Source organism: Microbacterium sp. che218, assembly GCF_040436305.1.
Lineage (GTDB): Bacteria > Actinomycetota > Actinomycetes > Actinomycetales > Microbacteriaceae > Microbacterium > Microbacterium algihabitans.
Genome location: NZ_AP031501.1, coordinates 3358217 through 3382100, shown reverse-complemented (window position 1 = coordinate 3382100; position 23884 = coordinate 3358217). Strand labels below are relative to the sequence as shown.

The following is a 23884-nucleotide window of genomic DNA, read 5'->3' as shown; positions in this document are numbered from 1 at the left end:
TGTGGCTCGAAGATACGATCGACCTCCGACATCGACCCCGAGCGGGTATCGCACCCCGCCCGCACCCCGCGTGCCCTCAGTACGCGATCCGCCCGGTGCGGTCGTGGAACTCCCCGCTCGGACCGTCGCGATCGATCAGGGCCAGGGCGACGGTGGCATCCGTCCCCTCGGTGATCGTCTGGTGACCGCCGAAACCGTTGAACGCCGTCGCCGTGTATCCCGGGTCGGAGGCGTTCACCCGCATCTCGGGCAGGTTCTTCGCGTACTGCACCGTCAGGGCGATCACGGCGGCCTTCGACGCCGCGTAGGGAATCGACGGAACGCCGAACTCGTCGTGCCCCGGCGTCGTCAGCCATCGGGTGAACCCGACTCCGGAGGCCACGTTGACGATGACCGGGCTGGCCGAGCGGCGCAGCAGCGGCAGGGCCGCCTGGGTCACGCGCACCACGGCCATCACGTTCGTGTCGAACACCTCGGTCATCGCCGCGACGTCGAGGTCGTCGACGCCGTGGGAGGTGCCGAGCACGCCCGCGTTGTTCACGAGCACGTCGAGGGCGGGAAGGGTGGCGAACGCGGCGTCCACGCTCGCCTGGTCGGTCACGTCGAGCTGCACGGCGTGAGCGCCGAGCGCCCGGACGTCGTCGCCCGTGGCGAGGTCGCGCATGCCGGCGTAGACCGTGTGGCCGGCGTCGATGAGGCGCCGGGCGGTCTCCAGGCCCAGGCTGCGGTTTGCTCCGGTGATGAGTGTCGTCGTCATGACCTCATCCTGCGCCCGCCGTCGCTGGCGCCCAAGGTACGGGACGACGGGGGGTCCACCGGTACCAGGATCCCCGGCGCGCACGGGACCATGATGGGGGGATGAGCGAGTTCGCCAGTGTCCTGCGGTCGTGGCGCGAGCGCGTCCGACCCGAGGAGGTCGGCCTCCCCGCCGGACCCGGGCGCCGCACGCAGGGCCTGCGCCGCGAGGAGCTCGCCGCCCTCGCCGGGGTGAGCGTCGATTACGTCGTGCGCCTCGAGCAGGGGCGGGCGACCCATCCGTCGGGGCAGATGCTCGGCGCCCTCGCGACGGCGCTGCGTCTCACCGAGGCCGAACGCGACCACCTGTTCCGGGTCGCCGGCAGCGCTCCTCCCCCGCGGGGCCTCGTGCCCCGGCACATCACCCCGGGCGTCCAGCGATTGGTCGATCGCCTCACCGACGTGCCCCTCGCGGTCTTCACCGCCGCGCACGACCTCCTGCTGTGGAACTCCCTCTGGGCCGCGTTCGACGGCGATCCCCTCCGGCGCCCCGGGCTCGAGCGCAACGTCGTCTGGCGTCACTTCACGCAGGGCCACGAGGGGATCGCGTGGGATGCCGTGCACGACGAGGAGTTCGCCCGCGACCTCGTGGCCGATCTGCGCTCGGCGCTCGGTCGGTACCCCGCCGACCGCTCGCTCGCCGACCTCGTCGCGCGCCTGCGCCGCGACTCGCCGGAGTTCGAGCGCCGGTGGGATTCCGCCCACATCGCCGAGCACCGCAGCAGCCGCAAGCGCGTGCGCACGGCGGTCGGCGAGATCGAGGTCGACTGCGACGTGCTCAGCGTGCCGGGCAGCGACCTGCGCGTCGTGGTCTACACGGTGGCCCCGGGCACTCCGGATGCCGACCGCCTCGATCTCCTGCGTGTGACCGGTCTGCAAGACCTCGCTCCCCTGCACGCCTGAGCGTTCGGGGAGTGGATGATCCCGGATGCTGCGCTCAGGCCGCCAACGCCAGGTACGGCTCCCACCGCGGGTCGCTCTTGTCGACGCCGCGAACGGTCCACGAGGAGCCGTGCGGGGGCGCCGGAACGAGCCGGAGCTCCCACCGCATCTCCTGCGGGGTGCGGTCGCCCTTGATGTTGTTGCAGGCCAGGCAGCAGGCCACGAGGTTCTCCCACGTGTCCTTGCCGCCGCGCGAGCGGGGCATGACGTGGTCGATGGTCGATGCCGCCTTTCCGCAGTACCCGCACCGGTGGGCGTCGCGCCGCAGCACGCCGCGGCGTGTGACGGGGACGCGACGGGCTCCCGGAACCCGCACGTAGCGGGTGAGGATGATCACGGCCGGGCGATCGTACTCGCCCGCGGCCGCCCAGACGGGGTCTTCCTCGATGCGTTCGACGACGATGGCCTTCTCGTTCATCACGAGCACGAGGGCTCGCTTGAACGACACGACCGCGAGGGGCTCGTAGCCCGCGTTCAGCACCAGTGTGCGCATTCCGTTTCCTCTCGAATGGCCGAGACGGCTTCTCGGATGTTCGACTCGTGACGAGGAGGGCACTCAGGGGTATGAAAAAAGGCGCTGTCTAGGCAGACAGCGCCTTCGAAGTCGCGGCGAGGCCGCGGCATCCGAACACACGATGCCGAAGAACGAGCAGCCCGAGCGCATCCATGGTGCGGATGCGCGGGCTGGTGTTCATCGGTCTTCCCTTCGGTTCTTCCGACGTCGCTGACAGGCTAACCCACCACGACACGCCCGGGGTCGGCCACTCGGGGAAACAGCAGACGGCGTGTCGGAGAACATCGTCTCCGACACGCCGTCTCGCGTGATGGTGGGGCTCAGCCCGCGTTCTGCTGCAACCAGGCGTAGGGGTCGACGACCGAGCCGTTGATGTGCACCTCGAAGTGCAGGTGGTTGGCGGTCGAGCTGCCGGTCGAGCCGACCAGGCCGATGACCTGGCCCGCCGCGACGGTCTGACCCGCCTGCACCTGACGGGTGCCGTAGGTCATGTGCCCGTAGGTGGTCGAGACCTTCTGGCCGTTGATGACGTGCTCGATGACGATCGCGACGCCGTAGCCGCCGTAGCTCTCCTGCGAGACCTTGACGACGCCGGCGGCGGCGGCGAAGATCGGCTGCCCCTGCGGCGCGAGCAGGTCGACGCCCTGGTGGTAGCCGGAGTCCCACAGGCCACGGCCCAGCTTGTAGCTGGTGAGGGGCCAGCGCACCTCGCCGGAGCCCGGTGCGGTCATGTTGAGGTCGACCGACACGGAGCTCGACGAACTGCTGCTCGACGCCTTCGACGCGTTGGCGGCCAGCTGACGGGCGCGCTCGGCGGCGGCGGCCGCGGCGGCCTCTTGATCCTTCTTCTTCTGGATCTCTTCGGCGGTGGTCGCCGAGTAGCTGCTGCGGTCGAGCGTCGCGGCGGTGGAGTCGGACGCGACGACCAGCGACTGGTTGTCGGGAGCCGACATCTGCTGCAGCGTCACGGTTTCGGCGGCCGGCATGGTCGCGGCGTACGCGGGGATCGCGACCGTCGCGACGAGGCCGGCGACCATCGACAGGATCACGGCGCTGCGCACGGGCTTGCCGAACCGGCGCTGCGACGACGTGCTACGTGCGGGTGCGGTGCGGGCGGCGGGTGCGGCCGCGGTGATCGAGGTGACCACGGGACGCTTCGCCGACGGGACGACGGCAGCGGCACGGGTGCTCTTGCGTGTGGGTCCGGTCGCGGGGACCTCGGGTAGGTCCGCAGCGGGATCGGTGTTTTCAGCCAAAGTTCCTCCGGCGCCTCTGCGCGATCACCCGGGAGCGGTCACGCTGGCTCGTCAGCACTCGAATAAGGGGCACGATGTGCGGGCTTCACCCTCTGCAGACGACGAGCCGATGAGGCAAAACCGCGAGGGGTCCGACGGCGGGCTTCTCGCCTGTGGACCTTCAGAGGCTACCCGAAGATAACGAACATGTCACGCTTCAGGAGGCGTGCACGGCGGATGCTCGGGTAGGAGCGCCGCCGATCAGGCCTCGGCGACGAGGAAGATGTGCGAGGCCACCTCGACGGGCAGCTCGAGGCCTTCGTCGACGCCGTCCATCTGCACGAGCACGTAGCCCTCGTTGAAGCGGTAGTCGCCGTGGGCTCCGGGCAGGACGCCCGCGGCCTTCAGCTGCTGCAGCAGCTCGGGGTCGACCTGCGCGGGTTCGGCGAGCCGGCGGACCGTGCCCGAGATGGGTCCGCCCGCGTCGGTGAGTTTGCGGACCAGGCCCACCACGCCGTCGTCGAACGTGACGCTGCTGGCGTCGCCGAGCTGGTCGAGTCCGGGGATGGGGTTGCCGTACGGCGACTCGGTGGGGTGCCCGAGCAGCTCGACGAGGCGGCGCTCGACCTGCTCGCTCATGACGTGCTCCCAGCGGCAGGCCTCGTCGTGCACGTAGGCCCAATCGAGGCCGATCACGTCGCTGAGCAGACGCTCGGCGAGACGGTGCTTGCGCATGACGTCGACGGCCTTCTGCCGGCCGGCGTCGGTGAGCTCGAGCCGGCGGTCCTCCGACACGACGACGAGACCGTCGCGCTCCATGCGCCCGACCGTCTGCGAGACCGTCGGTCCGGAGTGCCCCAAGCGCTCGGAGATACGCGCCCGCAGGGGCACGATCTTCTCCTCTTCGAGCTCGAGGATCGTGCGCAGGTACATCTCGGTGGTGTCGATCAGATCGGTCATTCAGGTGTCCTCGATGTCGCGCGGCAAGTCCTCCCAGCCTACCGACCCCCTCCGACATGAGCGCGGGCCCGCCCGGAGGCTCGCCCTAGAATCAGTGCCATGCCGCACGTGGAACTCCCCACCGATCTCCTGCCCGCCGACGGTCGCTTCGGGTGCGGCCCCTCGAAGGTGCGCGGCGCGCAGCTCGAGGCGCTCGTCACCCGCGGGGCGTCGATCCTCGGAACCTCGCACCGTCAGGCGCCCGTGAAGAACCTCGTCGCCAGCACGCGCGAGCGTCTCGCGCAGCTGTTCCGCCTGCCCGAGGGCTACGAGATCATCCTCGGCAACGGCGGGTCGACGGCGTTCTGGGACGCCGCGGCCTTCGGCCTGATCGAGAACCGCAGCCAGAACCTCGTGTTCGGCGAGTTCGGCGGCAAGTTCGCCTCGGCCGCCGCGGCGCCGTGGCTGCAGGCTCCCGACGTGCGCCGCGCCGAGCCGGGCACCCGCACGGTCGCCGAGGCCGTCGAGGGCGTCGACGTCTACGCCTGGCCCCACAACGAGACCTCGACGGGCGTCTCGGCCCCCGTCCAGCGCGTGAACGCGGATGCCGGTGCCCTCACCGTCATCGATGCCACCAGCGCCGCGGGCGGCATCGACTTCGACGCCACCCAGGCCGACGTCTACTACTTCGCCCCGCAGAAGAACCTCGGCTCCGACGGAGGCATCTGGTACGCCGCCGTCTCGCCCGCGGCGATCGAGCGCATCGAGAAGATCGCGGCATCCGACCGCTACATCCCCGAGTTCCTCAGCCTGAAGAACGCGGTCGACAACTCCCGCCTGCAGCAGACGCTCAACACCCCCGCCCTGGCGACCCTGCTGCTGCTCGACGAGCAGCTCGACTGGATCCTCGACAACGGCGGCCTCGAGTGGGCGGCCGCGCGCACGGCGGAGTCGTCCTCCGCTTTGTACGAGTGGGCGGATGCCAGTGCGGTGGCGACCCCCTTCGTCGCGGACGCCGCCGACCGCTCGCCCGTCGTCGTCACGATCGACTTCGACGACAGCATCGATGCGAGCGCGATCGCGAAGAGCCTGCGCGCCAACGGGATCGTCGACACCGAGCCGTACCGCAAGCTGGGCCGCAACCAGCTGCGCGTGGCCACGTTCGTCTCGATCGAGCCCGACGACGTGCGCCGCCTGATCGGCGCCATCGACTACACGATCGAGAATCTGCCCGGCGCCTGACGCCATGAACGACGAAGGCCGTCCCGCATCGCGCGGGACGGCCTTCGTCGTTCAGAGGTCAGTAGCTGCGGTCGCCCTCGTCGCGGTCGTCGTCGTCCTCGTCGTCGTCGTCGTCATCGTCATCGTCATCGTCATCGTCATCGAGGATGTCGTCGTCGTCGTCGCCCTCGTCGTCGGCCTCCGCGGCCGGAGCGTCGAGCTCGTCGATGTCGACGCCGTCGAGGTCGCCGGCGTGGAAGCGCGCCTTCGGCTCCTCGTCGTCGTCGTCGTCTTCTTCGTCCTCGTCGGGATCGTCGCCGTCGTGATCGTCGTCGTCACCGTGCTCGTCGGCGTCACCGTGCTCGTCGGCGTCACCGTGATCGTCGTCGGACGCGGCGGCAGCGACCTGCGCCGCCTGATACTCGGCGAGACGCGTGGCCCACGGCACCCAGTCGGGGGCGAGCAGCGCTCCGTCACCGGGCAGCAGTTCGACCTCGAGCACAGTCGGCTCGGAGTCGTCGACGACCGCAACGCTGACGGTCCAGAACCATCCGGGGTAGCCCGAGAGGCGCGTGTGGAAGCGCAGCGAGACGACACCGTCGTCTTCGAGGGCGTAGTCGGCGGCGGGGCCGATCGTGTCGGCGGGGGTGATCTCGCGCAGCGCGGACACCGCGAGATCGTGGGCGCCGGTCAGGCGCTCGTCCGCGGCCGACTCAGGCTTCGAAGTCATCGGCGACCTTGCGCAGGACCGCGGCGATCTTCTGGGCGTGCGGGCCGTTGGGGTAGCGACCGCGACGCAGGTCGCCGCCGATGCCGTCGAGCAGCTTCACGAGGTCTTCAACGATGATCGCCATGTCGTCGGCGGGCTTGCGCGAGCGCTTCGACAGGCTCACGGGGGCATCGAGCACGCGCACAGAGAGCGCCTGCAGACCGCGCTTGCCGTCGGCCACGCCGAACTCGAGGCGGGTCCCGGCCTTCGGGCCCGGGGTTCCGGCGGGCAGAGCCGTGGCGTGCAGGAACACGTCCTGGCCGTCATCGGTGCTGATGAAGCCGAAGCCCTTCTCGTCGTCGTAGAACCTGACCTTGCCGGTGGGCATGGACACCTCGCTGGATGAGTGCGCGGATCGCGCGGCGGAACACGGGAGCCGATCGGATCCCGGTCTTCCAGCCTACGGCACCGCCGCCAGGCAGTAGGCTGAGCCCGATGAGCACCCGCACCTCCGGTGGCAGCACGCCGGGCGACGACGTCCCCGTCCGCCGCATCGACCGCATCCTCGCGTTCATGTCGCTTGGCCTTCTCGTGCTGTCGATCCTGTGCTTCTTCGCCATCATCATCGGCTCCAGCTACGGTGCCGACATGGGTTCGGGCGTCTGGCCCACCGTCGGGCTGCTGGTCTACATCGCCCCACCGATCGCTTTCGCGTGCTTGATGGCCGTGCTCATCATGAGCTTCGTTCGAAAGGGCCGGGCCAACAGGGCCCGATGACGTGGCCGAGACCTCCGCACAACGCGCACTGGCGGTCTCGTTGAGCGCGCTCACCGACACCGAGCTCGGCCGTCTCTTCGACGAGCGGCAGATCTCGCCCTCGAGCACCTGGCGCGACATGTTCGACGCCGCGGAAGCCCTGCTCGAGCCGGCATCGGTCGCGCGCGGCCTTCCCGCTCTCTCCCGCGACGAGGCCGAGGCCCTCGTGGCCGCCGTCGACGGCGAGGCCGCGACCGGCCGCGTGCGCGCCGACCTCGCATCCCGGGCCCTCGTCGACGACGCGGGAGTCCCCTTCCCCACGGTCGCCGATGCCGTGCGCGAGGCCCGTCCCGACGGTCTCGCCGAGCCGCGCACCGCCGCACGAGAACCGGGTGCCTCCGAGTCCGCGGCATCCGTCGCCGCTGCCTCCGAAGCCGCCTTCACCAACGCCGCCTCGGTCGCCGACGTGCTCCTGCAGACCCTCGGATCCCCGCTCGGGCGCATCGGATCGGGTTCGCTGGGCGCGACCGAACGCCGCCGCCTGGTCGATGCGGGAGCCGTCGAGACCCCCGCCGACGCCGATCTGCTGGTCGGGCTCGCCGCCTCGGTCGGGCTGCTCGGATCGAACGACCGCGCCTGGCTCGTTTCGCCCGCCGGTCGCGAATGGCTCAAGCTGCCGACGCTCGAGCGGTGGCAGCAGACCGCCGTCGCACTGCGCGACGCCCTCCCTCGTGCCTACCGTTCCGAGAACGGCGGATGGATCCCCCTGCACCTGTGGGCCGGCGCGACCCCCTTCGACCCCGAGGCTCCCGAGCGCGCGGCACTGTGGACCGAACGGCTGATCCGCTGGGGACTCACGGATGCCGCGGGCCGCATCACCCCGTGGGCTCAGCCCCTCGCCGAGGGCGGCGACGTCGACACCTCCGCGCTGCGCGAACTGCTCCCGCCCGAGGTCGACCGCGTCTACCTGCAGAACGACCTCACCGCCATCGCCCCGGGCCCCCTCGCTCCCCACCTCGACGTGCGCCTGCGGTCGATGGCCACCCGCGAGTCGCGCGCCCAGGCCTCGAGCTACCGCTTCAGCGCCGCGACCATCGGCGCCGCGATCACCGCGGGCGAGACCGCCGACTCGCTGCGCGAGTTCCTCTCGGGCATCTCCTTGACGGGCCTCCCCCAGCCGCTCGCGTACGTCATCGAGCGCACCGCGGCGGAGCACGGCCGCGTGCGCGTGATGACCGAGGCGACCTCGTCCCTCACGCGGGTCGTCACCGACGACGAGACGCTGCTGCGCTCGATGGAGATCGACCAGTCGCTCCGCTCGATCGCTCTCACCCGCACCGACGACGCCCTCGAGTCGCACGTGTCGGCCGACGTGGTCTTCTGGGCGCTCACCGACGCGCACTACCCCGCCGTCGCGGTCGACGAGCAGGGCCGACCGCGGGCCCTCGAGCGCGCCAGGCTCGCCACCGAGCAGACTCCCGGCGCGGATGCCGATGAGACCTACGCCCCGCTGATCGCGCGCCTGCGCGCGGGGGCCGAGGACTCGGATGCCGCGTGGCTCGAACGCGAGCTGGATCAGGCCGTGCGCGCTCGCGCGGTGATCGACGTGACGGTGCGTCTACCCGACGGAACGGCGCGCGTGTTCCGTCTCGAGGCGACGGGTCTGGGCGGCGGACGCCTGCGCGGGCGCGACCGCGGCGCCGACGTCGAACGCACCCTGCCGCTGTCGCACATCGACGGCGTCGCTCCCGTCGCGTGACGCCGCACGGCGTGCACGGTCGGCCCGTCCTTCTCCGACCCCGGTAGGATCGAACGTTATGGCTGACGGTCCCCTCATCGTGCAAAGCGACCGCACCGTGCTCCTCGAGGTGGCTCACCCTCAGGCGGAAACGGCGCGGCACGAGCTGGCGGTGTTCGCCGAACTCGAACGCGCGCCCGAGCACATCCACACCTACCGCATCACGCGCCTGGGGCTGTGGAACGCCCGCGCCGCCGGCCACGATGCCGACGCGATGCTCGCGACCCTCGACAACTGGTCGCGCTTCCCGGTGCCCGCCTCGGTCAGCACCGACATCCGCGAGACCGTCAATCGCTACGGCCGCCTCGTCATCGAACGCAACGACGAGGGCGCCCTCGTGCTTCGCTCGACGGATGCCGCCGTCCTCAGCGAGGTCTCGCGCAACAAGCGCATCGCTCCCCTGCTGATCGGGCACCCGAGCCCCGACACCTTCCTCGTCGACGCCTGGGCGCGCGGCCACATCAAGCAGGAGCTGCTCAAGATCGGCTGGCCCGCCGAAGACCTCGCGGGCTACACCCCGGGCACCCCCCACCCGATCGATCTCGCCGAAGACGGCTGGAGCCTGCGCCCCTACCAGCGCCAGGCTGTCGACTCGTTCTCCGAGGGCGGGTCCGGCGTCGTCGTGCTCCCCTGCGGCGCGGGCAAGACGCTCGTGGGCGCCGGGGCCATGGCCGACACGCGCACGACGACGCTGATCCTGGTGACCAACACCGTCAGCGCGCGCCAGTGGCGCGACGAGCTGCTGCGGCGCACCAGTCTGACGCCCGAGGAGATCGGCGAGTACTCCGGCCAGGTCAAGGAGATCAAGCCGGTCACCATCGCGACCTACCAGATCCTCACCGCCAAGCGAGGCGGCAAGTACGCCCACCTCGCCCTGCTCGATGCGCTCGACTGGGGCCTCGTCCTGTACGACGAGGTGCACCTACTCCCCGCACCGGTGTTCAAGCTCACCGCCGACCTGCAGGCGCGCCGCCGGCTCGGCCTCACCGCGACGCTCGTGCGCGAAGACGGTCGCGAAGGCGACGTGTTCAGCCTCATCGGTCCCAAGCGGTTCGACGCGCCGTGGAAGGAGATCGAGGCCCAGGGCTTCATCTCCCCCGCCGCCTGCTACGAGGTGCGCATCGACCTCCCCGCCGACGAACGGCTCGAGTACGCCGCCGCCGCCGACGAGGACCGCTATCGCCTGGCCGCCACCGCGCCGGCGAAAATCGAGGTCGCGCGTCGGCTCGTGCAGCGGCATCCGGGTGAGCGTGTTCTCGTGATCGGTCAGTACCTCGATCAGATCGACGAGCTGGCGCAGGCCCTCGGCGCTCCGCAGATCACCGGAGCGACCCCGATCTCCGAGCGCGAAGAGTTGTTCCAGGGCTTCCGCGACGGCAGCATCCCGCTGCTGGTGGTCTCGAAGGTGGCGAACTTCTCGGTCGACCTGCCCGAGGCCTCCGTCGCCATCCAGGTGTCGGGGTCGTTCGGCTCCCGTCAAGAAGAGGCGCAGCGCCTCGGTCGACTGCTGCGACCCAAGCAGTCGAACCACACCGCGAGCTTCTATACGCTCATCGCCCGCGACACGGTCGACCAGGATTTCGCGCAGAACCGCCAGCGTTTCCTCGCCGAGCAGGGGTACGCGTACACGATCCTGGACGCCGACGGAATCGACGCCGCAGCCGCCTGAGACATACCAGGGTGCGGCTTTCCGAGCCATATCCAGCACTTTGCTGGGTGGGATCACGATAATGAGGGCATGACAGCTCCTCGCATCCTCGTCGTCGACGACGAACCGAACATCCGCGACCTGCTCATCACGAGCCTGCGCTTCGCCGGTTTCCAGGTGCGAGCCGTGGCCAACGGCGCGCAGACGATCTCGGCCGTGCTCGAAGAAGAACCCGATCTCATCGTGCTCGACGTGATGCTGCCCGACATGAACGGCTTCAGCGTCACCAAGCGGCTCCGCGGCGCCGGCTACACCGCACCGATCCTCTTCCTCACCGCCAAGGACGAGACGGAAGACAAGATCATGGGCCTGAACGCGGGAGGCGACGACTACGTCACCAAGCCGTTCAGCCTCGATGAGATCGTCGCCCGCATCCAGGCGATCCTGCGCCGCACGATGCAGGCCGATGAAGAGTCGATCATCCGCACGGGTGAACTGACGATGGACCAGGACACGCACGACGTCAGCGTCGGCGACGTCTCGATCGACCTCAGCCCCACCGAGTTCAAGCTGCTGCGCTACCTCATGCTGAACCCCAACCGCGTGCTGTCGAAGGCGCAGATCCTCGACCACGTGTGGGAGTACGACTTCAACGGCGACGCGGGCATCGTCGAGAGCTACATCTCCTACCTGCGTCGCAAGATCGATCCGCACTCCTCGGAGCCGCTCATCCAGACCAAGCGCGGCTTCGGCTACATGCTGAAGTCGGGCAAGACCGCCTGAGCGGAAGGCATCGCCCCTGTCGCCCTCCGACGATTCCCTCACGCGCTGGTGGCGCGGCCTGAGTCTGCGCACCAAGGTCACCGGCGTCACCGTCGCGCTCCTCGCCATCGGTCTGTTCACCGCGGGCATCGGCACGATGGTGTTCCTGCGCACGACCCTGGTGAACAACCTCGACGAGCAGCTCGCGCAACAGGCGGCGGGGAGCATCGCCAACAGCATCTTCACGACGGCGTCGGTCGACGGGCAGACGGTGTTCTCGCAGGTCGACAACGCCCCGCAGATCGGTTCGATGGTCGTCGTCTACGGCCCCGACGGCCAGCGTGAGGCGTTCTACAACGGGACGGCGTCGACGTCGCTTCCCGACATCCCGCAGACGTTCACGCTCGAGCAGACCTACCTGCAGATCGACAAACGCATAGAGCTCGAAGACCCCACCTCGGGGCAGCACTTCCTCGCGCGCGTCGGGGTGCTGCAGCCGCAGGGCAATCCGGGCGTCTACACCCAGATGGTCATCCAACCCCTCGCGCCGACCGATCGGATCGTGGCGGCGTACCTGGGCATCTACGCGTTCGTCGCCCTGCTCATCCTCATCGCGACCGCGTTGCTGACGCGCCTGCTGGTCACCCTGGCGTTCCGCAACCTGCGCCAGGTCGAGACGACCGCGATGGACATCGCCGCCGGTGACTTCAGCCAGCGTCTCACCGACATCGTGCCCGACACCGAGGTGGGTCGACTCAAGACCGCGATCAACGCGATGCTCGCCCGCATCGACGGCGCCATCGGTCAGCGCGACGCGACGGTCCGCCAGATGCGCCGGTTCATCGGCGACGCCAGTCACGAACTGCGCACGCCGCTGGTCACGATGCGCGGCTACGCCGAGCTGTACCGCATGGGGGCGATCCGCTCCGACGAAGACGTGGCCCAGTCGATGGAGCGCATCGAGAAGGAGGCGATCCGCATGGGCGCCCTCGTCGAAGACCTGCTGGCCCTCGCCCGCCTCGACGAGCGCCGCGACGTCTCCATCACCGAGCTCGATCTGCGCCCCATCGCGCGCGACGCCGCCCTCGACCTGCGCGTCACCTCTCCGCAGCGCGAGGTGACGGTCGACGACACGACCTCTCGCGACGAACTGGTCCTGCCGACCATCACCCTCGATCCGCTGCTCGATGCCGGCGGTCGCCCCTCGACCGCGGCCAGCCGCCGCCGCGCGGCGCCCCCGACGTCGGCGATGGCGATCGCCGGCGCAACGCTCTCGCGGCTCCGCCGACGGACCAAAGACGCGTCCGACCCGGCGGCGAACACGGGAGAGACCCCCGCGGCCGCGCCCGGCCCGGGTCTGCTGCGCGCGACCCCGCGTCTGGCCCCGATCGTGCTGGGCGATGAGAACAAAGTGCGCCAGGTGGTCGCGAACCTCCTCGGCAACGCCCGCCGGTTCACCGCTGACGACTCCCCCATCGGCTTGCGGGTGGGGGTGGATGCCGAGAGCGACATGGGCTGGATCGAGATCATCGATCACGGCGAGGGCGTTCCCGAGCAGATCCGCGAGCAGATCTTCCAGCGCTTCTGGCGCGCCGACACCTCGCGCACGCGCGAGACCGGAGGGTCGGGGCTCGGTCTGTCGATCGTCGCCTCGATAGTCGACCTGCTGCACGGCACGGTCGAGGTCGTCGACACCCCCGGCGGCGGCGCGACGTTCCGCGTCTCGCTCCCCCTCGCCGACCGGCGCGACGTCGAGGAGCACGCGCTCATCGAGACGCAGCCTCTCGAGCGTCTCCCCGAGGCCTACCGCCCCGAGGTCGACGAGGCCTGAGCCGCCTCGCACCGCGAGGACGATCCCCCGCGGTCGCCCCGCCGATCGCGCGTGGGACCGCGGTACCGGCCTTACGGGTCCGCCGCGCCCCGGAGCGCGGCCGGTGAGGACGCAGTCGTCCGGATACGCGAGAAGGCCCCCTCCCGGAGGAGGGGGCCTTCTGTGCGATGCCTAGGCGTGGATCAGAAGTCCATGCCACCGGTCGGGTCGCCCGCGGGAGCGGCGACCTTCTCGGGCTTGTCGGCGACGACGACCTCGGTCGTGAGGAACAGACCTGCGATCGACGCGGCGTTCTGCAGAGCCGAGCGGGTCACCTTGGCCGGGTCGATGATGCCCTGTGCGAACAGGTCACCGTACTCACCGGTCGCGGCGTTGAGGCCGTGGCCCACGGGGAGCTCGGCGACCTTGTTCGCCACGACACCGGGCTCGAGACCGGCGTTGAGCGCGATCTGCTTGAGCGGGGCCTCGATGGCGACGCGAACGATGTTGGCACCCGTAGCCTCGTCACCGACGAGGTTCAGGTTGCCGAGGGCGTTCTTGCCGGCCTGGATGAGCGCGACGCCACCACCGGCGACGACACCCTCTTCCACAGCGGCCTTGGCGTTGCGCACGGCGTCTTCGATGCGGTGCTTGCGCTCCTTGAGCTCGACCTCGGTCGCGGCTCCGGCCTTGATGACGGCGACGCCACCGGCGAGCTTCGCGAGGCGCTCCTGGAGCTTCTCGCGGTCGTAGTCGCTGTCGGTGTTCTCGATCTCGCGGCGGATCTGGGTCACGCGACCCTCGATCAGCTCCGACTCACCGGCACCCTCGACGATCGTGGTCTCGTCCTTGGTGATGATGACCTTGCGGGCACGGCCGAGCAGGTCGACGGTCGCGTTCTCGAGCTTGAGGCCCACCTCTTCGGTGATGACCTGGCCGCCCGTGAGGATCGCGATGTCCTGCAGCTGCGCCTTGCGACGGTCGCCGAAGCCGGGAGCCTTGACGGCGACCGACTTGAAGATGCCGCGGATCTTGTTGAGCACGAGCGTCGCGAGGGCTTCGCCCTCGACGTCCTCGGCGATGATGAGGAGCTCCTTGCCCTCCTGGATCACCTTGTCGACGATCGGCAGAAGGTCCTTGATGTTGGAGATCTTCTGGTTGGCGATCAGGATGTACGGGTCCTCGAAGACCGCTTCCTGACGCTCGGGGTCGGTGACGAAGTAGGGGTTGATGTACCCCTTGTCGAAGCGCATGCCCTCGGTGAGCTCGAGCTCGGTGCCGAAGGTGTTCGACTCCTCGACGGTGACGACGCCTTCCTTGCCCACCTTGTCGATGGCCTCGGCGATGAGCTCGCCGATCGCGGGGTCGGCGGCGGAGATCGACGCGGTGGCGGCGATCTGCTCCTTGGACTCGACCTCCTTGGCGGAGGCGAGCAGCTCGTCGGTGACGGCCTTGACGGCCTTCTCGATGCCCTTCTTGAGCGAGATGGGGTCGGCGCCGGCCGCGACGTTGCGCAGGCCCTCGCGCACGAGCGCCTGGGCGAGAACGGTGGCGGTGGTGGTGCCGTCACCCGCGACGTCGTCGGTCTTCTTGGCGACCTCCTTGACCAGCTCGGCGCCGATCTTCTCGTACGGGTCGTCGAGCTCGATCTCCTTGGCGATCGAGACACCGTCGTTCGTGATCGTGGGGGCGCCCCACTTCTTCTCGAGCACGACGTTGCGACCGCGGGGGCCCAGGGTCACCTTGACGGCGTCGGCCAGCGTGTTGAGGCCGCGCTCGAGACCGCGTCGGGCCTCTTCGTCGAAAGCGATGATCTTTGCCATAAGTGTGTCGTCCCTCCCGGACGGGTGACTTCCAAATTTGGCACTCGACGAATGCGAGTGCTAACTCATTCTGGCACTCGCCCCTGGGGAGTGCAAGCCACCGGACCCTCGTGGAACGACGAACGCCGTGGCATCCGGAGTGCGGATGCCACGGCGTTCGATGCAGCGGTCAGGCCAGGCGCACCGACTCCGCCTGCGGGCCCTTCTGCCCGTTGCCGACGGTGAACTCGACGGCCTGTCCTTCCTCGAGGACGCGGAAGCCCGACATCTCGATGCTCGAGTAGTGGACGAAGACGTCCTGCCCGTCAGCGACGGTGATGAAGCCGAAGCCCTTCTCGGCGTTGAACCATTTGACAGTGCCCTGGGTCATGCGAATCTCCTGTTGCTGTACGACGAGGTCATCGTAAGCACGCCGGATGCCGCCGCGAGGGGGTTCGCGGGCATTGTTGACGCGCGTGCCCCCAAGTTGTTACGCCGCGGAAACACGCGGCTCCCGGGGGCTCGGTCGCAGGGATCAGCCCGTGGGTGCGGGCGTGGCACCGCCGGCCCGGTCGAGGCCGATCACGACGATGAGCCGCTTGGCCGCGCTCTCGTCGTCGGGGGTGCCGGGGTCGTCGGCCGGCTGGAGGAAGTCGCTCAGGGCGGTCTGCGCGCCGCCGATGGTCTGCGCGAGCCCCTCCGCCGCGGCGGCGTCGCCCTCGCCCTTGTAGTAGACGGTCGTGGTGGCGAAGTCGGTGGTGTCGGAGTTGCCCGTCTCGACGTCGTCGCTCGACCACCCGGCGGCGACGATCTGCTCGCGCAGCGACGCGGCCAGCCCGTCCTGCGGGGTGCCGTTGAGCACGACGACCGTGTACGACGTGTCGACCACCGACGGCGTGGTGGGCTCGGCGGAGATGACGGGCGCGGGCGCGTCGGCGTCGCCGAACGACAGTCGCCCCGAGAGCACGAGGGTGCCGAAGACGCCCGCGATGATCAGCACGAGGGTGGCGATGGCCGCCCACAGGAACACGATCCAGCCGCGCGAACGCGGGCTCTCGGCGCGGTGCGCCCCGACGCGGCCGGAGGCGTCCGGCAGGTCGTCGAAGCGATCCCGCGGGAAGGTCGATCTGGCCATTCGACGATGCTACCGGTCGGAGTTTTCGGGTCTTCTCAGCGAGACGCTGTACGCCCGAGGCGCGCCCGATGGCGCTCCGCGGCCTCGTCGCGACGGCGGCGCAGACGACGCACCAGCATCGGGTCGTTGGCGAGGGCCTCGGGGGTGTCGATGAGACGACCGAGCAGTTGGTAGTACCGCGCGGGCGTCAGGTCGAACTCGGCGCGGATCGCCTCCTCTTTCGCACCCGCGTGGCGTTTCCACTCACCCTCGAAGGCGAGGAACGCGAGATCACGGTCGGTCAGAGGCACACCTCGACGCTACTGCGGGGCCGCCTGCGATCCCGGATGCCACGCCACCCACGCCCCGAGCGGATCGACTTCCGCGACGACGTCGCCGTCGAGGGCGAGGGCGAAGCCGCCGCGGGTGACACGCGGGGGCTGCGACCACGCATCGTGAAGGCCCGGGGCGTCGAGGGTGATCCACCGCCCGGCGGCGCGGGCCGCGGCGATCACATCGCCTCGATGCGCACGCGGCACGTGGGCGAGCACCCCCGGCGTCGTCACGACGAGCGTCGCATCGCGCGGAGCCCGAGCGGCGAGCGCGGGCAGCGCCGCGGCGCCGTCGCCGGCGACGAGCAGGGGCGGGTCGGCCGCGGCGATGTCCAGCGCTCCCGCGATGCGCTCTCGACGCCCCTCCTCCCCCGGCCACACGAGGCCGGTCAGCCAGGCGCGGTCGCCGTCGTCGCGCGCGTCGAGGGTGTTCAGGTCGATGCCCGCGCGCCACACGATCTGCGGCATCCGGAGCTCGGGCGAGCCCGTCAGCTCGCTCTCGAGCGTGACGGCGCCCGCACCATCGGTCGGATCCAGCGCGATCGTCTCGGAACCCCGGAGGTAGCGGTACGCGTAGCGGTCGGGGTAGAGGCACAGACCCGCGCTCGCCCCCACCTCGAGCAGCGCGATGGGTCCGTCGATGAGCGAGAGCGCGGGAAGCAGAGCAGCGCACCGCAGCGGCTCGTTCGTCTGCACGCTGCGGCGCGCGCATTCGGCCGCCACCTCGTCGGCATTCGCGACGACCCACCGCGCCCACGCGTCGACGTCGTCGAGGGGTGCTCCGAGAAGACGCAGCACGGCGAACACGAGAGGCGGCTGCCGGCGCGTCTCGGGGATGCGCGCGAGGGCGGACGCGACCGCGGGGTCGTCGACGACCCGCCGCGCCCATGCCTCGTAGACCGCCGAGCGGCCGGGGGCCTCGTCTCGGGCGAAGCGCCCGTAGCGGGCGACGGTCGTCGTCACGGCATCCGGATCCACTCCCCGATCATCCCAGCTCGACCCGATCGCCCGCGCCCAGGGGAGAATGGAGGAGACGAAGGAGAGAACCCCATGACCTACGCCGTCGACAAGTCCGACGACCAGTGGCGCGCCGAGCTGAGCCCCGAGCAGTACGCCGTGCTGCGCCAGGCGGGCACCGAGCGCGCCTGGACCGGTGAGCTGCTCGACGAGAGCCGCGCCGGTTTCTACACCTGCGCCGCGTGCGGCAACGAGCTGTTCCAGAGCGGCACCAAGTTCGACTCGCACTGCGGATGGCCGAGCTTCTACGAGTCGGTGCGCCCCGAGGCCGTCGAGCTCATCGACGACAACAGCCACGGCATGCAGCGCACCGAGGTCCGCTGCGCGAACTGCGGCTCGCACCTGGGTCACGTCTTCCCCGACGGGTTCGGCACGCCCACCGGCGACCGCTACTGCATGAACTCGCTGTCGCTGAACTTCACCCCCGCCGACTCTCCCACCGCCGAGGCATGAGCGCGCTCGAAGCCATGCGCGACCGCCGGTCGTGGTCGAAGGTCACCGACCTCGCCCCGACCGGACCCGAGCTCGAGGCGTTCGTCGCCGCGGCCGGGCGGGTCGCCGACCACAAGACCCTGCGGCCCTGGCGTCTCATCGAGATCCGGGGAACCGACCGCGACGTGCTCGCCCGCGCGCTCAACAAGGCCGACGGCAAGAAGGGGCTCTCCTCGAAGCCCCGCCGCGCCCCGCTGATCATCGCGGTGGTCGCCGATCTCAGCTCGAAGAAGATCCCCGCGTGGGAGCAGGAGGCCGTGGCATCCGGAGTCGCCCACATGCTGAGCCTCGTGCTCGACGAGGCGGGCTTCGGCGTGTTCTGGCGCACAGACGACAACACCCGCAGCAAGGTGCTCGCGAAAGCGCACGGTCTCGCCAAGGGCGAGGTGCTGCTGGGATGGCTCTACGTCGGGGGCAAGCCGCAGCGCTCGCGCCCCGTGCGCCGCAAGACGGTGGATGCCGCGAAGCACCTCTCGCGCATGCCCGGAGGCAAGAAGCGTCGAACGCTCGACGAGACCCGCCTCTGAGGTGATCGCCACGACGCCGTCGGCTCCGGCCGGCGGCGTCGTCGTATGCGCGGGGGCCCGTCAGCTGCGTCGACGCCGCCGCCACGGCACGGCCGCCACCACGACACCCGCGATCGCGACGACCGCCGCGAGCAGGGCGACCGGGGTCGAGGGGGCGGCGGGCGCGGGCCAGAGGGCGTCGAGCAGCACAGAGGTCGACAGCAGGCCCACGACGGATCCGAGTCCGAGCAGCAGCACGCCGGTGCGGCGCACGACCACCGCCGACAAGAAGATGTAGACGACCCCGACCGCCCCTCCCACGTAGAGCCACGGCGCGGTGGGGATCGCGCGCGGCGCCCCGACGACGCCGACGTGGATGAGGGCGGCGATCACCAGCACGATCGTTCCGCCGATGAAGTTCACCAGGGTCGCCGTCAGCGGGCTCTCCACGCGCACGCGCAGGCGACCGTTCGTCCCCTGCTGCCAGGCGACGCCCGCACCGGCGACCGCGGGGACGATCAGCATCCACAGGGGCACGCCCCCGAGGGCGTCTCCCGACAGGCACACCACGACGCCGGCGATCGCGAGGACGGCGCCGACGACGCGGCGCACGGTCACCGGCACGACACCGGCCGGGCCGAAGCCGACCCGATCGAGCACGAGACCGCCCGTGGTCTGGCCGGCGACGAAACCGACCGTGAACAGGGCGACGCCGATCGTGGCGACCGTGAGGCCCTGGCTGGCGACGGTGAACGCCCCCGCGAGCCCGCCGAGCAGCATCCACGGCGGCACGGAACGCGACCGGATGCCGGCGACCAGTCGTCCGAAGCCGCGGCGCCCTTCGGGCACGACAAGCGACAGGGCGATGAGGATGACCAGGCCCGAGCTGAACGAGATCGCCGCGGCGACGATGCCGTCGCCGACCTCGGCGCCGAGCGAGCCGTTGATGCGCGCCTGCAGGGCCGTGAGGGCGCCGATGAGCACCGCTCCGGCGACGGCGATGCCGACCGATCCGCGCTCCGACACCGCTCTCCCTCCGCGCTCCCGCGCGGGAGCCATCGTCGATCGTACGGCCCGGGGCGGGCCCCGCAGAGCCGCCCCGGCGCCCACCGATCCGCGGCGGTGTCGCCCGCAGGGCCGATCATGCGTCAGGCTTTGCTCGTGACACAGCTGCACTCCGGATCCCACGACGTCGCGCGGATCCTTTCCTCCCTCACCGACGCGCAGGCCGAACGCGAGTTCCTCGCCGGCGCCGAACTGCACCTCCCGCGCCTGCACGAGCTGTTCGTGCGTCTGTACGGCGACCGCCCCGACGGCTTCGAGCGCCTCGCGTCGATCGTCGATCTGGCGCGACGCTCGTGGGTCTCGCGACCGCGTGCGCTCAAGGCGCTCGATCGCGAACGTGCGAGCGACCCCGACTGGTTCGAGAGCGAGCGCATGCTCGGAGGGGTCTGCTACGTCGATCGCTACGCCGGCGGGCTCAGCGGCATCCGGGATTCGATCCCGTACTTCCGCGAACTCGGCCTGACCTACCTGCACCTCATGCCGCTGTTCGACAGCCCCGAGGGCAACAGCGACGGCGGCTACGCCGTGTCGAGCTACCGCCGCGTGAACCCGAAGCTCGGCACGATGGAGGAGCTCGCGGAGCTGGCCGCCGACCTGCGACGGGCGGGCATCTCGCTCGTCGTCGACTTCATCTTCAACCACACCAGCAACGAGCACGAGTGGGCGCAGAAGGCCATTTCGGGCGAGGCGGGGTACGAGGACTTCTACCTGATCTTCCCCGACCGCGAGATGCCCGACGCCTACGAGCGGACGACGCGCGAGATCTTCCCCGACGACCACCCCGGCTCCTTCGTGCAGCTCGACGACGGCCGCTGGATCTGGGCGACGTTCTACCACTTCCAATGGGACCTCAACTACGCCAATCCCGCCGTCTTCGAGGCGATGGCGGGCGAGATGCTCTTCCTCGCCAACCAGGGCGTGGAGATCCTGCGGATGGATGCCGTGGCCTTCATCTGGAAGCAGCTCGGCACCCCCTGCGAGTCTCTTCCCGAGGCGCACCTGCTGCTGCAGGCGTTCAACGCCGTGCTGCGCATGGCCGCCCCCGGGATGCTGTTCAAGTCGGAAGCCATCGTGCACCCCGACGAGGTGGTGTCGTACATCTCGCCCGACGAATGCCAGATCTCGTACAACCCGCTGCAGATGGCGCTGACCTGGGAGGCGCTCGCCACCCGTGACGGCCGCCTGCTGCAGCAGGCGCTCGAACGCCGCCACGCCCTGCCCGCGGGCACCGCCTGGGTGAACTACGTGCGCAGTCACGACGACATCGGCTGGACCTTCGCCGACGAGGACGCCGCCGAGCTCGGCATCGACGGGTACCCGCACCGCCGCTTCCTCAACGACTTCTACGTCGGCCGTGCCGAGGGATCCTTCGCCCGCGGCGTGCCGTTCCAGGAGAACCCGCGCACCGGCGACGCCCGGGTGACCGGCACGACGGCCTCGCTCGCGGGCATCGAGGCCGGCGACGCGGGAGGCGAGGACCGCGTGATCCTCGCGCACGCGCTCGCCCTGTCGACGGGCGGGATCCCGCTTCTCTACCTCGGCGACGAGGTGGCGCAGCTCAACGACTACTCCTACGCCGAGCGTGCGGAAGAGGCCGGGGACAGCCGCTGGGTGCACCGCCCGCACCGCCCCGCCGAGAGGTACGCGGAGCGAACGGATGCCGACACCGTCGCCGGTCGCGTGTACTCACGCCTCACGCGGTTGACCGAGGTGCGCCGGTCGACGCCGGAATTCGCGGGCAACGAGCTCGTCGCGTTCGACACGCACGTGGCATCCGTCGTCGCCTTCCTGCGCCCGGGCGACGTCGGGTTCGCGGTGCTCGTGCTGACGAACGTCGCCGACTCCCCGGCCGAGATCGACGCCGTCACTCTGTCGGGCCTCGCGCCCGAGGCGCTCGATCTCGTCGAGGTGCACCCCGTGTGGCTCGGCGCGGGTCTCACGCTGGCCCCGCACGGCGTGCGGTGGCTGCGCGTGCGCCTGCGCTGACGGATCCACGTGGCATCCGACGAGCCCGCCCCGGGCACCCACCCGCGACACGTGCTCGCGTTCGTGGCCGGTGTCGTCGCGCTCTCGACCGCCGTGTGGGCTCCCGCCGACCTGCTCGGCGCCCTGGTGATGCTGGTGGTCGGCGTCGCCGCGTTGATGTTCGCGTGGGAGGCGGGGTCGCGGCCCGGGCCTCTGCGATGGGCGGCCATCGCGGGGGCCCTTCTCGCCGGCCTCGTGACCATCGCGTCGGCGTTCCTGTTCCTGGTCGCCCTCGCGCAGACGTTCTCGTGACGCGGTAGCACGAACCCACCTGGCTGCACAGCCCGGTCCGCGTCGGGTCCGCTCGCCTAGCGTCGAGCCATGAACCACCAGGAACTCTCGGCGCTGACCATCTCGCGCGCGAAGGAGAACGTCGAGGCGGGCGGCAAGCCGTTCGCGTGCCTCATCGTCAAGGACGGCGAGATCGTCGCCGAAGCCGTCAACCACGTCGCCCAGGAGGGCGACCCCACGGCGCACGCCGAGATCCGCGCCATCCGCGCTGCGGCCGAGAAGGGGCTCGGCGATCTGTCGGGCCACGACATGTACGTCACCGCCTACCCCTGCCCCATGTGCCTGGGGGCCGTCTACTACGCCCAGCCCGACCGCCTCTTCTTCGCCGTGACCCGCGAGGAAGAGGGCGAGCACTACGAGGACGGCAACCGTCTCATGACGCTCGCCACCTTCTACGACGAGTACGCCAAGCCCGTGTCGGAGCGCGCACTCCCGAGCGAACAGGTCGCGGTCGACGACGCGACGGCGCCGTTCCGGGAGTGGACGGCTCGGCACGCGTCGTATGAGGGCGCGGACGCGCCTGAGCTCACGGCATCCGGGACGGACGTCTGGAGAGAGGTGCCGGCTACAGGACTTGAACCTGCAACCCCCGTATTACAAGTACGGTGCGCTACCAATTGCGCCAAGCCGGCATGAGACGCGGAGCATCTCGATCGACGAGTCTAGAACGGCGCGGGCGCCGTTCCCGACGGGTCAGTCGCGGTGCGTTCCGCTCTCGCGGTCCCACTCGAGCGACTTCCACTGCAGGAAGGAGCAGAGGTTGCCCGCGACGACGAGCTCGGCGGCCAGGCTCGCCATCTCGTGCGGCGACAGCGTGAGGTCCTCGGGGCGCGAGGTGAGCGTCGCCTCCCAGAGCGGCTCGTCGTAGCCCGTCGGCTGCATGTAGATGGACGCCTTCGCGTTCATCAGGTTCATCACCACGAGGCCGGTGTCCTGGCTGTCGGCGTCTTCTTGCTCGACGACCTTGAGCTGACCCGCGAACAAGTGACCCTGCTCGCGGAACTCCGCCACCCAGATGTTCAACTGATCACGGGACCGCCGCGGCGGGGAGTCCTCGAGCTCATCGTTCATACGTACAGAATCCCATACGTCCACGTCTTTGGGAGGGATCGGTCAGCCCGCCGGGGCCGCGGACGGCGTTGCCGAGGGAGTCGGCGTCGCCGTCGAGTAGTACGCGTTGCTGTCGACCGTGAGCACGAACTGCGCGAACTCCTTGGGGTCGTCCATGTTGCCGACGTACTCGGTGCCGTTCACCAGCACCGTGGGCGTGGCGGTGAGCGCCTGGCCGTCGGTGCCGGGCAGGCCCTTGATGGCACGGTCGGTCGCCGCCTTGGCCCACGCGGTGTAGGTCTCGTCTTCGATGCACTCGCGCACCGTGGCGATGTCGCTCACACCCGCGCCCTGCGCCATGTCGGCCAGCTGCTGGTCGCTGTAGCCGTCGGAGTCGACCGCGGGCTGGTTGGTGAGCAGCTCGTGGTTGAAGGCGAAGAAGCGGTCCGACGAGTGCGTGGCCACGCAGGCGGCAGCGCCGGCGGCGCGCAGGCTGTACTTGGTGCCGTTCGACTTCGAGGTGAGCATCGCCACCGGGTAGTACGTCAGCGTCGCGGCCTTGTCGGTGACCCATTTCGACAGCTGCCCGGCGTTGGCCGTCTGGAACTCGCGCGCCTCGGTCGACATGTAATCGACGTACACGCGGATGTCGACGGGGGCGGCGGTGCCGGTGGGCTCGGGGGTCGCCGCCGCGGACGGCTCGGCGGTGGGCGCGGCCTGCGCCGACATGCTCGCGGCGCTACCGTCGACGGTCTGGTCGGCGAGGGGGTCCTCGACGGCCGAGGCGCTCGTGACGACGAAGCCGTCTTCGTTCGCCGCATCGGGAAGGGCCTGCGACCGCGCCTCGCGCGAGTTGAGGGCCAACGAGACTCCGACCGCGCCGACCGCGATGACCGCGACGGCGCCGATGCCGATCAGCGAGCGACGGGCGATGCGCCACCGCGTCTGCTTCGCCTTGACCTGCTGCGCCTTCTCGCGCACCGCCTCGCGACGATCGCGTTCGGCGGGCACGTTCGGGGACTGGTCGTGGGACATGAAACCTTCCGGGCGCGGACGACGCC

25 protein-coding genes, 1 tRNA gene and 1 pseudogene are annotated in these 23884 nt (G+C 70.3%); 12 read left to right on the top strand and 15 right to left on the bottom strand.

The window, feature by feature from the left end; translation table 11 throughout:
* Nucleotides 1-76: 76 nt before the first annotated feature.
* Nucleotides 77-757, bottom strand: a complete 681-nt coding sequence (locus ABXS86_RS15965; protein WP_353665104.1) for an SDR family NAD(P)-dependent oxidoreductase — start codon at nt 755-757, stop codon at nt 77-79.
* 101 nt (nt 758-858) lie between these two features.
* Here ABXS86_RS15965 and ABXS86_RS15960 point away from each other — a divergent pair, with 101 nt between their 5' ends.
* Nucleotides 859-1698, top strand: coding sequence for a helix-turn-helix transcriptional regulator (locus ABXS86_RS15960; protein ID WP_353665103.1), 840 nt, complete (start codon nt 859-861; stop codon nt 1696-1698).
* Nucleotides 1699-1732: 34 nt separating this feature from the next.
* Here ABXS86_RS15960 and ABXS86_RS15955 read toward each other — a convergent pair whose 3' ends face one another.
* The 3 genes from ABXS86_RS15955 to ABXS86_RS15945 all read right to left on the bottom strand — a co-directional run bounded on the left by ABXS86_RS15955 (nt 1733) and on the right by ABXS86_RS15945 (nt 4446).
* Nucleotides 1733-2230, bottom strand: coding sequence for an HNH endonuclease (locus ABXS86_RS15955; RefSeq protein ID WP_353665102.1), 498 nt, complete (start codon nt 2228-2230; stop codon nt 1733-1735).
* 341 nt (nt 2231-2571) lie between these two features.
* Nucleotides 2572-3399 carry a M23 family metallopeptidase gene (locus ABXS86_RS15950; RefSeq protein ID WP_353665101.1) on the bottom strand — a complete coding sequence of 276 codons (828 nt, stop codon included), beginning with the start codon at nt 3397-3399 and terminating at the stop codon, nt 2572-2574.
* A 348-nt stretch (nt 3400-3747) separates the two neighbouring features.
* A complete protein-coding gene (locus ABXS86_RS15945; protein ID WP_230705367.1) occupies nt 3748-4446 on the bottom strand; it encodes a metal-dependent transcriptional regulator in 699 nt (232 codons plus the stop codon).
* Nucleotides 4447-4545: 99 nt separating this feature from the next.
* Between ABXS86_RS15945 and serC the strand changes: the two genes are divergently transcribed.
* The gene (gene serC / locus ABXS86_RS15940; protein ID WP_353665100.1) at nt 4546-5667 is read left to right on the top strand and encodes a phosphoserine transaminase; all 1122 of its coding nucleotides are present in this window, start codon (nt 4546-4548) and stop codon (nt 5665-5667) included.
* Between the two features lie 58 nt (nt 5668-5725).
* Here the strand turns inward: serC and ABXS86_RS15935 are convergent, their stop codons facing one another.
* Together ABXS86_RS15935 and ABXS86_RS15930 are read right to left on the bottom strand one after the other, a co-directional pair.
* Nucleotides 5726-6376 carry a DUF3027 domain-containing protein gene (locus ABXS86_RS15935; RefSeq protein WP_353665099.1) on the bottom strand — a complete coding sequence of 217 codons (651 nt, stop codon included), beginning with the start codon at nt 6374-6376 and terminating at the stop codon, nt 5726-5728.
* Complete coding sequence (locus tag ABXS86_RS15930) at nt 6360-6743, bottom strand: cold-shock protein (protein ID WP_144833929.1); 384 nt, start codon at nt 6741-6743, stop codon at nt 6360-6362. The genes ABXS86_RS15935 and ABXS86_RS15930 overlap by 17 nt, the downstream gene beginning before the upstream one ends.
* Nucleotides 6744-6850: 107 nt before the next feature.
* Here ABXS86_RS15930 and ABXS86_RS15925 point away from each other — a divergent pair, with 107 nt between their 5' ends.
* From ABXS86_RS15925 to ABXS86_RS15905, 5 genes are all read left to right on the top strand, one after another.
* The gene (locus ABXS86_RS15925) at nt 6851-7132 is read left to right on the top strand and encodes a multidrug ABC transporter ATPase (protein ID WP_353665098.1); all 282 of its coding nucleotides are present in this window, start codon (nt 6851-6853) and stop codon (nt 7130-7132) included.
* Between the two features lies 1 nt (nt 7133).
* The gene (locus ABXS86_RS15920; protein ID WP_353665097.1) at nt 7134-8870 is read left to right on the top strand and encodes a helicase-associated domain-containing protein; all 1737 of its coding nucleotides are present in this window, start codon (nt 7134-7136) and stop codon (nt 8868-8870) included.
* 58 nt (nt 8871-8928) lie between these two features.
* Nucleotides 8929-10578, top strand: coding sequence for a DNA repair helicase XPB (locus ABXS86_RS15915; protein ID WP_353665096.1), 1650 nt, complete (start codon nt 8929-8931; stop codon nt 10576-10578).
* 69 nt (nt 10579-10647) lie between these two features.
* Complete coding sequence (locus ABXS86_RS15910; protein ID WP_055838218.1) at nt 10648-11340, top strand: response regulator transcription factor; 693 nt, start codon at nt 10648-10650, stop codon at nt 11338-11340.
* A 136-nt stretch (nt 11341-11476) separates the two neighbouring features.
* Nucleotides 11477-13150: a sensor histidine kinase gene (locus ABXS86_RS15905; RefSeq protein ID WP_307212887.1), complete on the top strand. Its 1674-nt coding sequence runs from the start codon at nt 11477-11479 to the stop codon at nt 13148-13150.
* A gap of 182 nt (nt 13151-13332) precedes the next feature.
* Here ABXS86_RS15905 and groL read toward each other — a convergent pair whose 3' ends face one another.
* From groL to ABXS86_RS15880, 5 genes are all read right to left on the bottom strand, one after another.
* Nucleotides 13333-14952 carry a chaperonin GroEL gene (gene groL, locus ABXS86_RS15900; protein ID WP_307212889.1) on the bottom strand — a complete coding sequence of 540 codons (1620 nt, stop codon included), beginning with the start codon at nt 14950-14952 and terminating at the stop codon, nt 13333-13335.
* 169 nt (nt 14953-15121) lie between these two features.
* Nucleotides 15122-15322 (bottom strand): cold-shock protein, encoded by a 201-nt coding sequence (locus ABXS86_RS15895; RefSeq protein WP_144833918.1) that lies wholly within the window; start codon nt 15320-15322, stop codon nt 15122-15124.
* A 144-nt stretch (nt 15323-15466) separates the two neighbouring features.
* Nucleotides 15467-16066, bottom strand: coding sequence for a LytR C-terminal domain-containing protein (locus tag ABXS86_RS15890; protein WP_353665095.1), 600 nt, complete (start codon nt 16064-16066; stop codon nt 15467-15469).
* 35 nt (nt 16067-16101) lie between these two features.
* Entirely contained in the window at nt 16102-16356 is a 255-nt protein-coding gene (locus ABXS86_RS15885; protein WP_353665094.1) for a DUF3263 domain-containing protein, read from the bottom strand.
* 9 nt (nt 16357-16365) lie between these two features.
* On the bottom strand, nt 16366-17355 hold the full coding sequence (locus ABXS86_RS15880; protein ID WP_353665093.1) for a DUF2332 domain-containing protein: 990 nt from the start codon (nt 17353-17355) through the stop codon (nt 16366-16368).
* Between the two features lie 72 nt (nt 17356-17427).
* Between ABXS86_RS15880 and msrB the strand changes: the two genes are divergently transcribed.
* Together msrB and ABXS86_RS15870 are read left to right on the top strand one after the other, a co-directional pair.
* Nucleotides 17428-17847, top strand: a complete 420-nt coding sequence (msrB, locus tag ABXS86_RS15875; RefSeq protein ID WP_307212902.1) for a peptide-methionine (R)-S-oxide reductase MsrB — start codon at nt 17428-17430, stop codon at nt 17845-17847.
* A complete protein-coding gene (locus ABXS86_RS15870) occupies nt 17844-18413 on the top strand; it encodes a nitroreductase family protein (protein WP_230705363.1) in 570 nt (189 codons plus the stop codon). The genes msrB and ABXS86_RS15870 overlap by 4 nt, the downstream gene beginning before the upstream one ends.
* Nucleotides 18414-18473: 60 nt before the next feature.
* On the opposite strand, the gene ABXS86_RS15865 is transcribed toward ABXS86_RS15870, so the two are convergent.
* The gene (locus tag ABXS86_RS15865) at nt 18474-19451 is read right to left on the bottom strand and encodes a DMT family transporter (RefSeq protein WP_353665092.1); all 978 of its coding nucleotides are present in this window, start codon (nt 19449-19451) and stop codon (nt 18474-18476) included.
* A 102-nt stretch (nt 19452-19553) separates the two neighbouring features.
* Between ABXS86_RS15865 and ABXS86_RS15860 the strand changes: the two genes are divergently transcribed.
* The 3 genes and pseudogenes from ABXS86_RS15860 to ABXS86_RS15850 form a co-directional block, all read left to right on the top strand.
* Nucleotides 19554-21443 (top strand): amylosucrase, encoded by a 1890-nt coding sequence (locus tag ABXS86_RS15860; RefSeq protein ID WP_353665091.1) that lies wholly within the window; start codon nt 19554-19556, stop codon nt 21441-21443.
* A gap of 9 nt (nt 21444-21452) precedes the next feature.
* Entirely contained in the window at nt 21453-21734 is a 282-nt protein-coding gene (locus ABXS86_RS15855; RefSeq protein ID WP_353665090.1) for a hypothetical protein, read from the top strand.
* Nucleotides 21735-21803: 69 nt separating this feature from the next.
* Nucleotides 21804-22109 (top strand): annotated as a pseudogene (locus ABXS86_RS15850) (nucleoside deaminase); the annotation flags it as partial.
* Between the two features lie 223 nt (nt 22110-22332).
* Here the strand turns inward: ABXS86_RS15850 and ABXS86_RS15845 are convergent.
* From ABXS86_RS15845 to ABXS86_RS15835, 3 genes are all read right to left on the bottom strand, one after another.
* Nucleotides 22333-22405, bottom strand: a tRNA-Thr gene (locus ABXS86_RS15845).
* A gap of 61 nt (nt 22406-22466) precedes the next feature.
* Nucleotides 22467-22844, bottom strand: a complete 378-nt coding sequence (locus ABXS86_RS15840) for a hypothetical protein (RefSeq protein WP_353665089.1) — start codon at nt 22842-22844, stop codon at nt 22467-22469.
* 42 nt (nt 22845-22886) lie between these two features.
* Complete coding sequence (locus tag ABXS86_RS15835) at nt 22887-23858, bottom strand: DsbA family protein (protein ID WP_230705359.1); 972 nt, start codon at nt 23856-23858, stop codon at nt 22887-22889.
* Nucleotides 23859-23884: the final 26 nt, after the last annotated feature.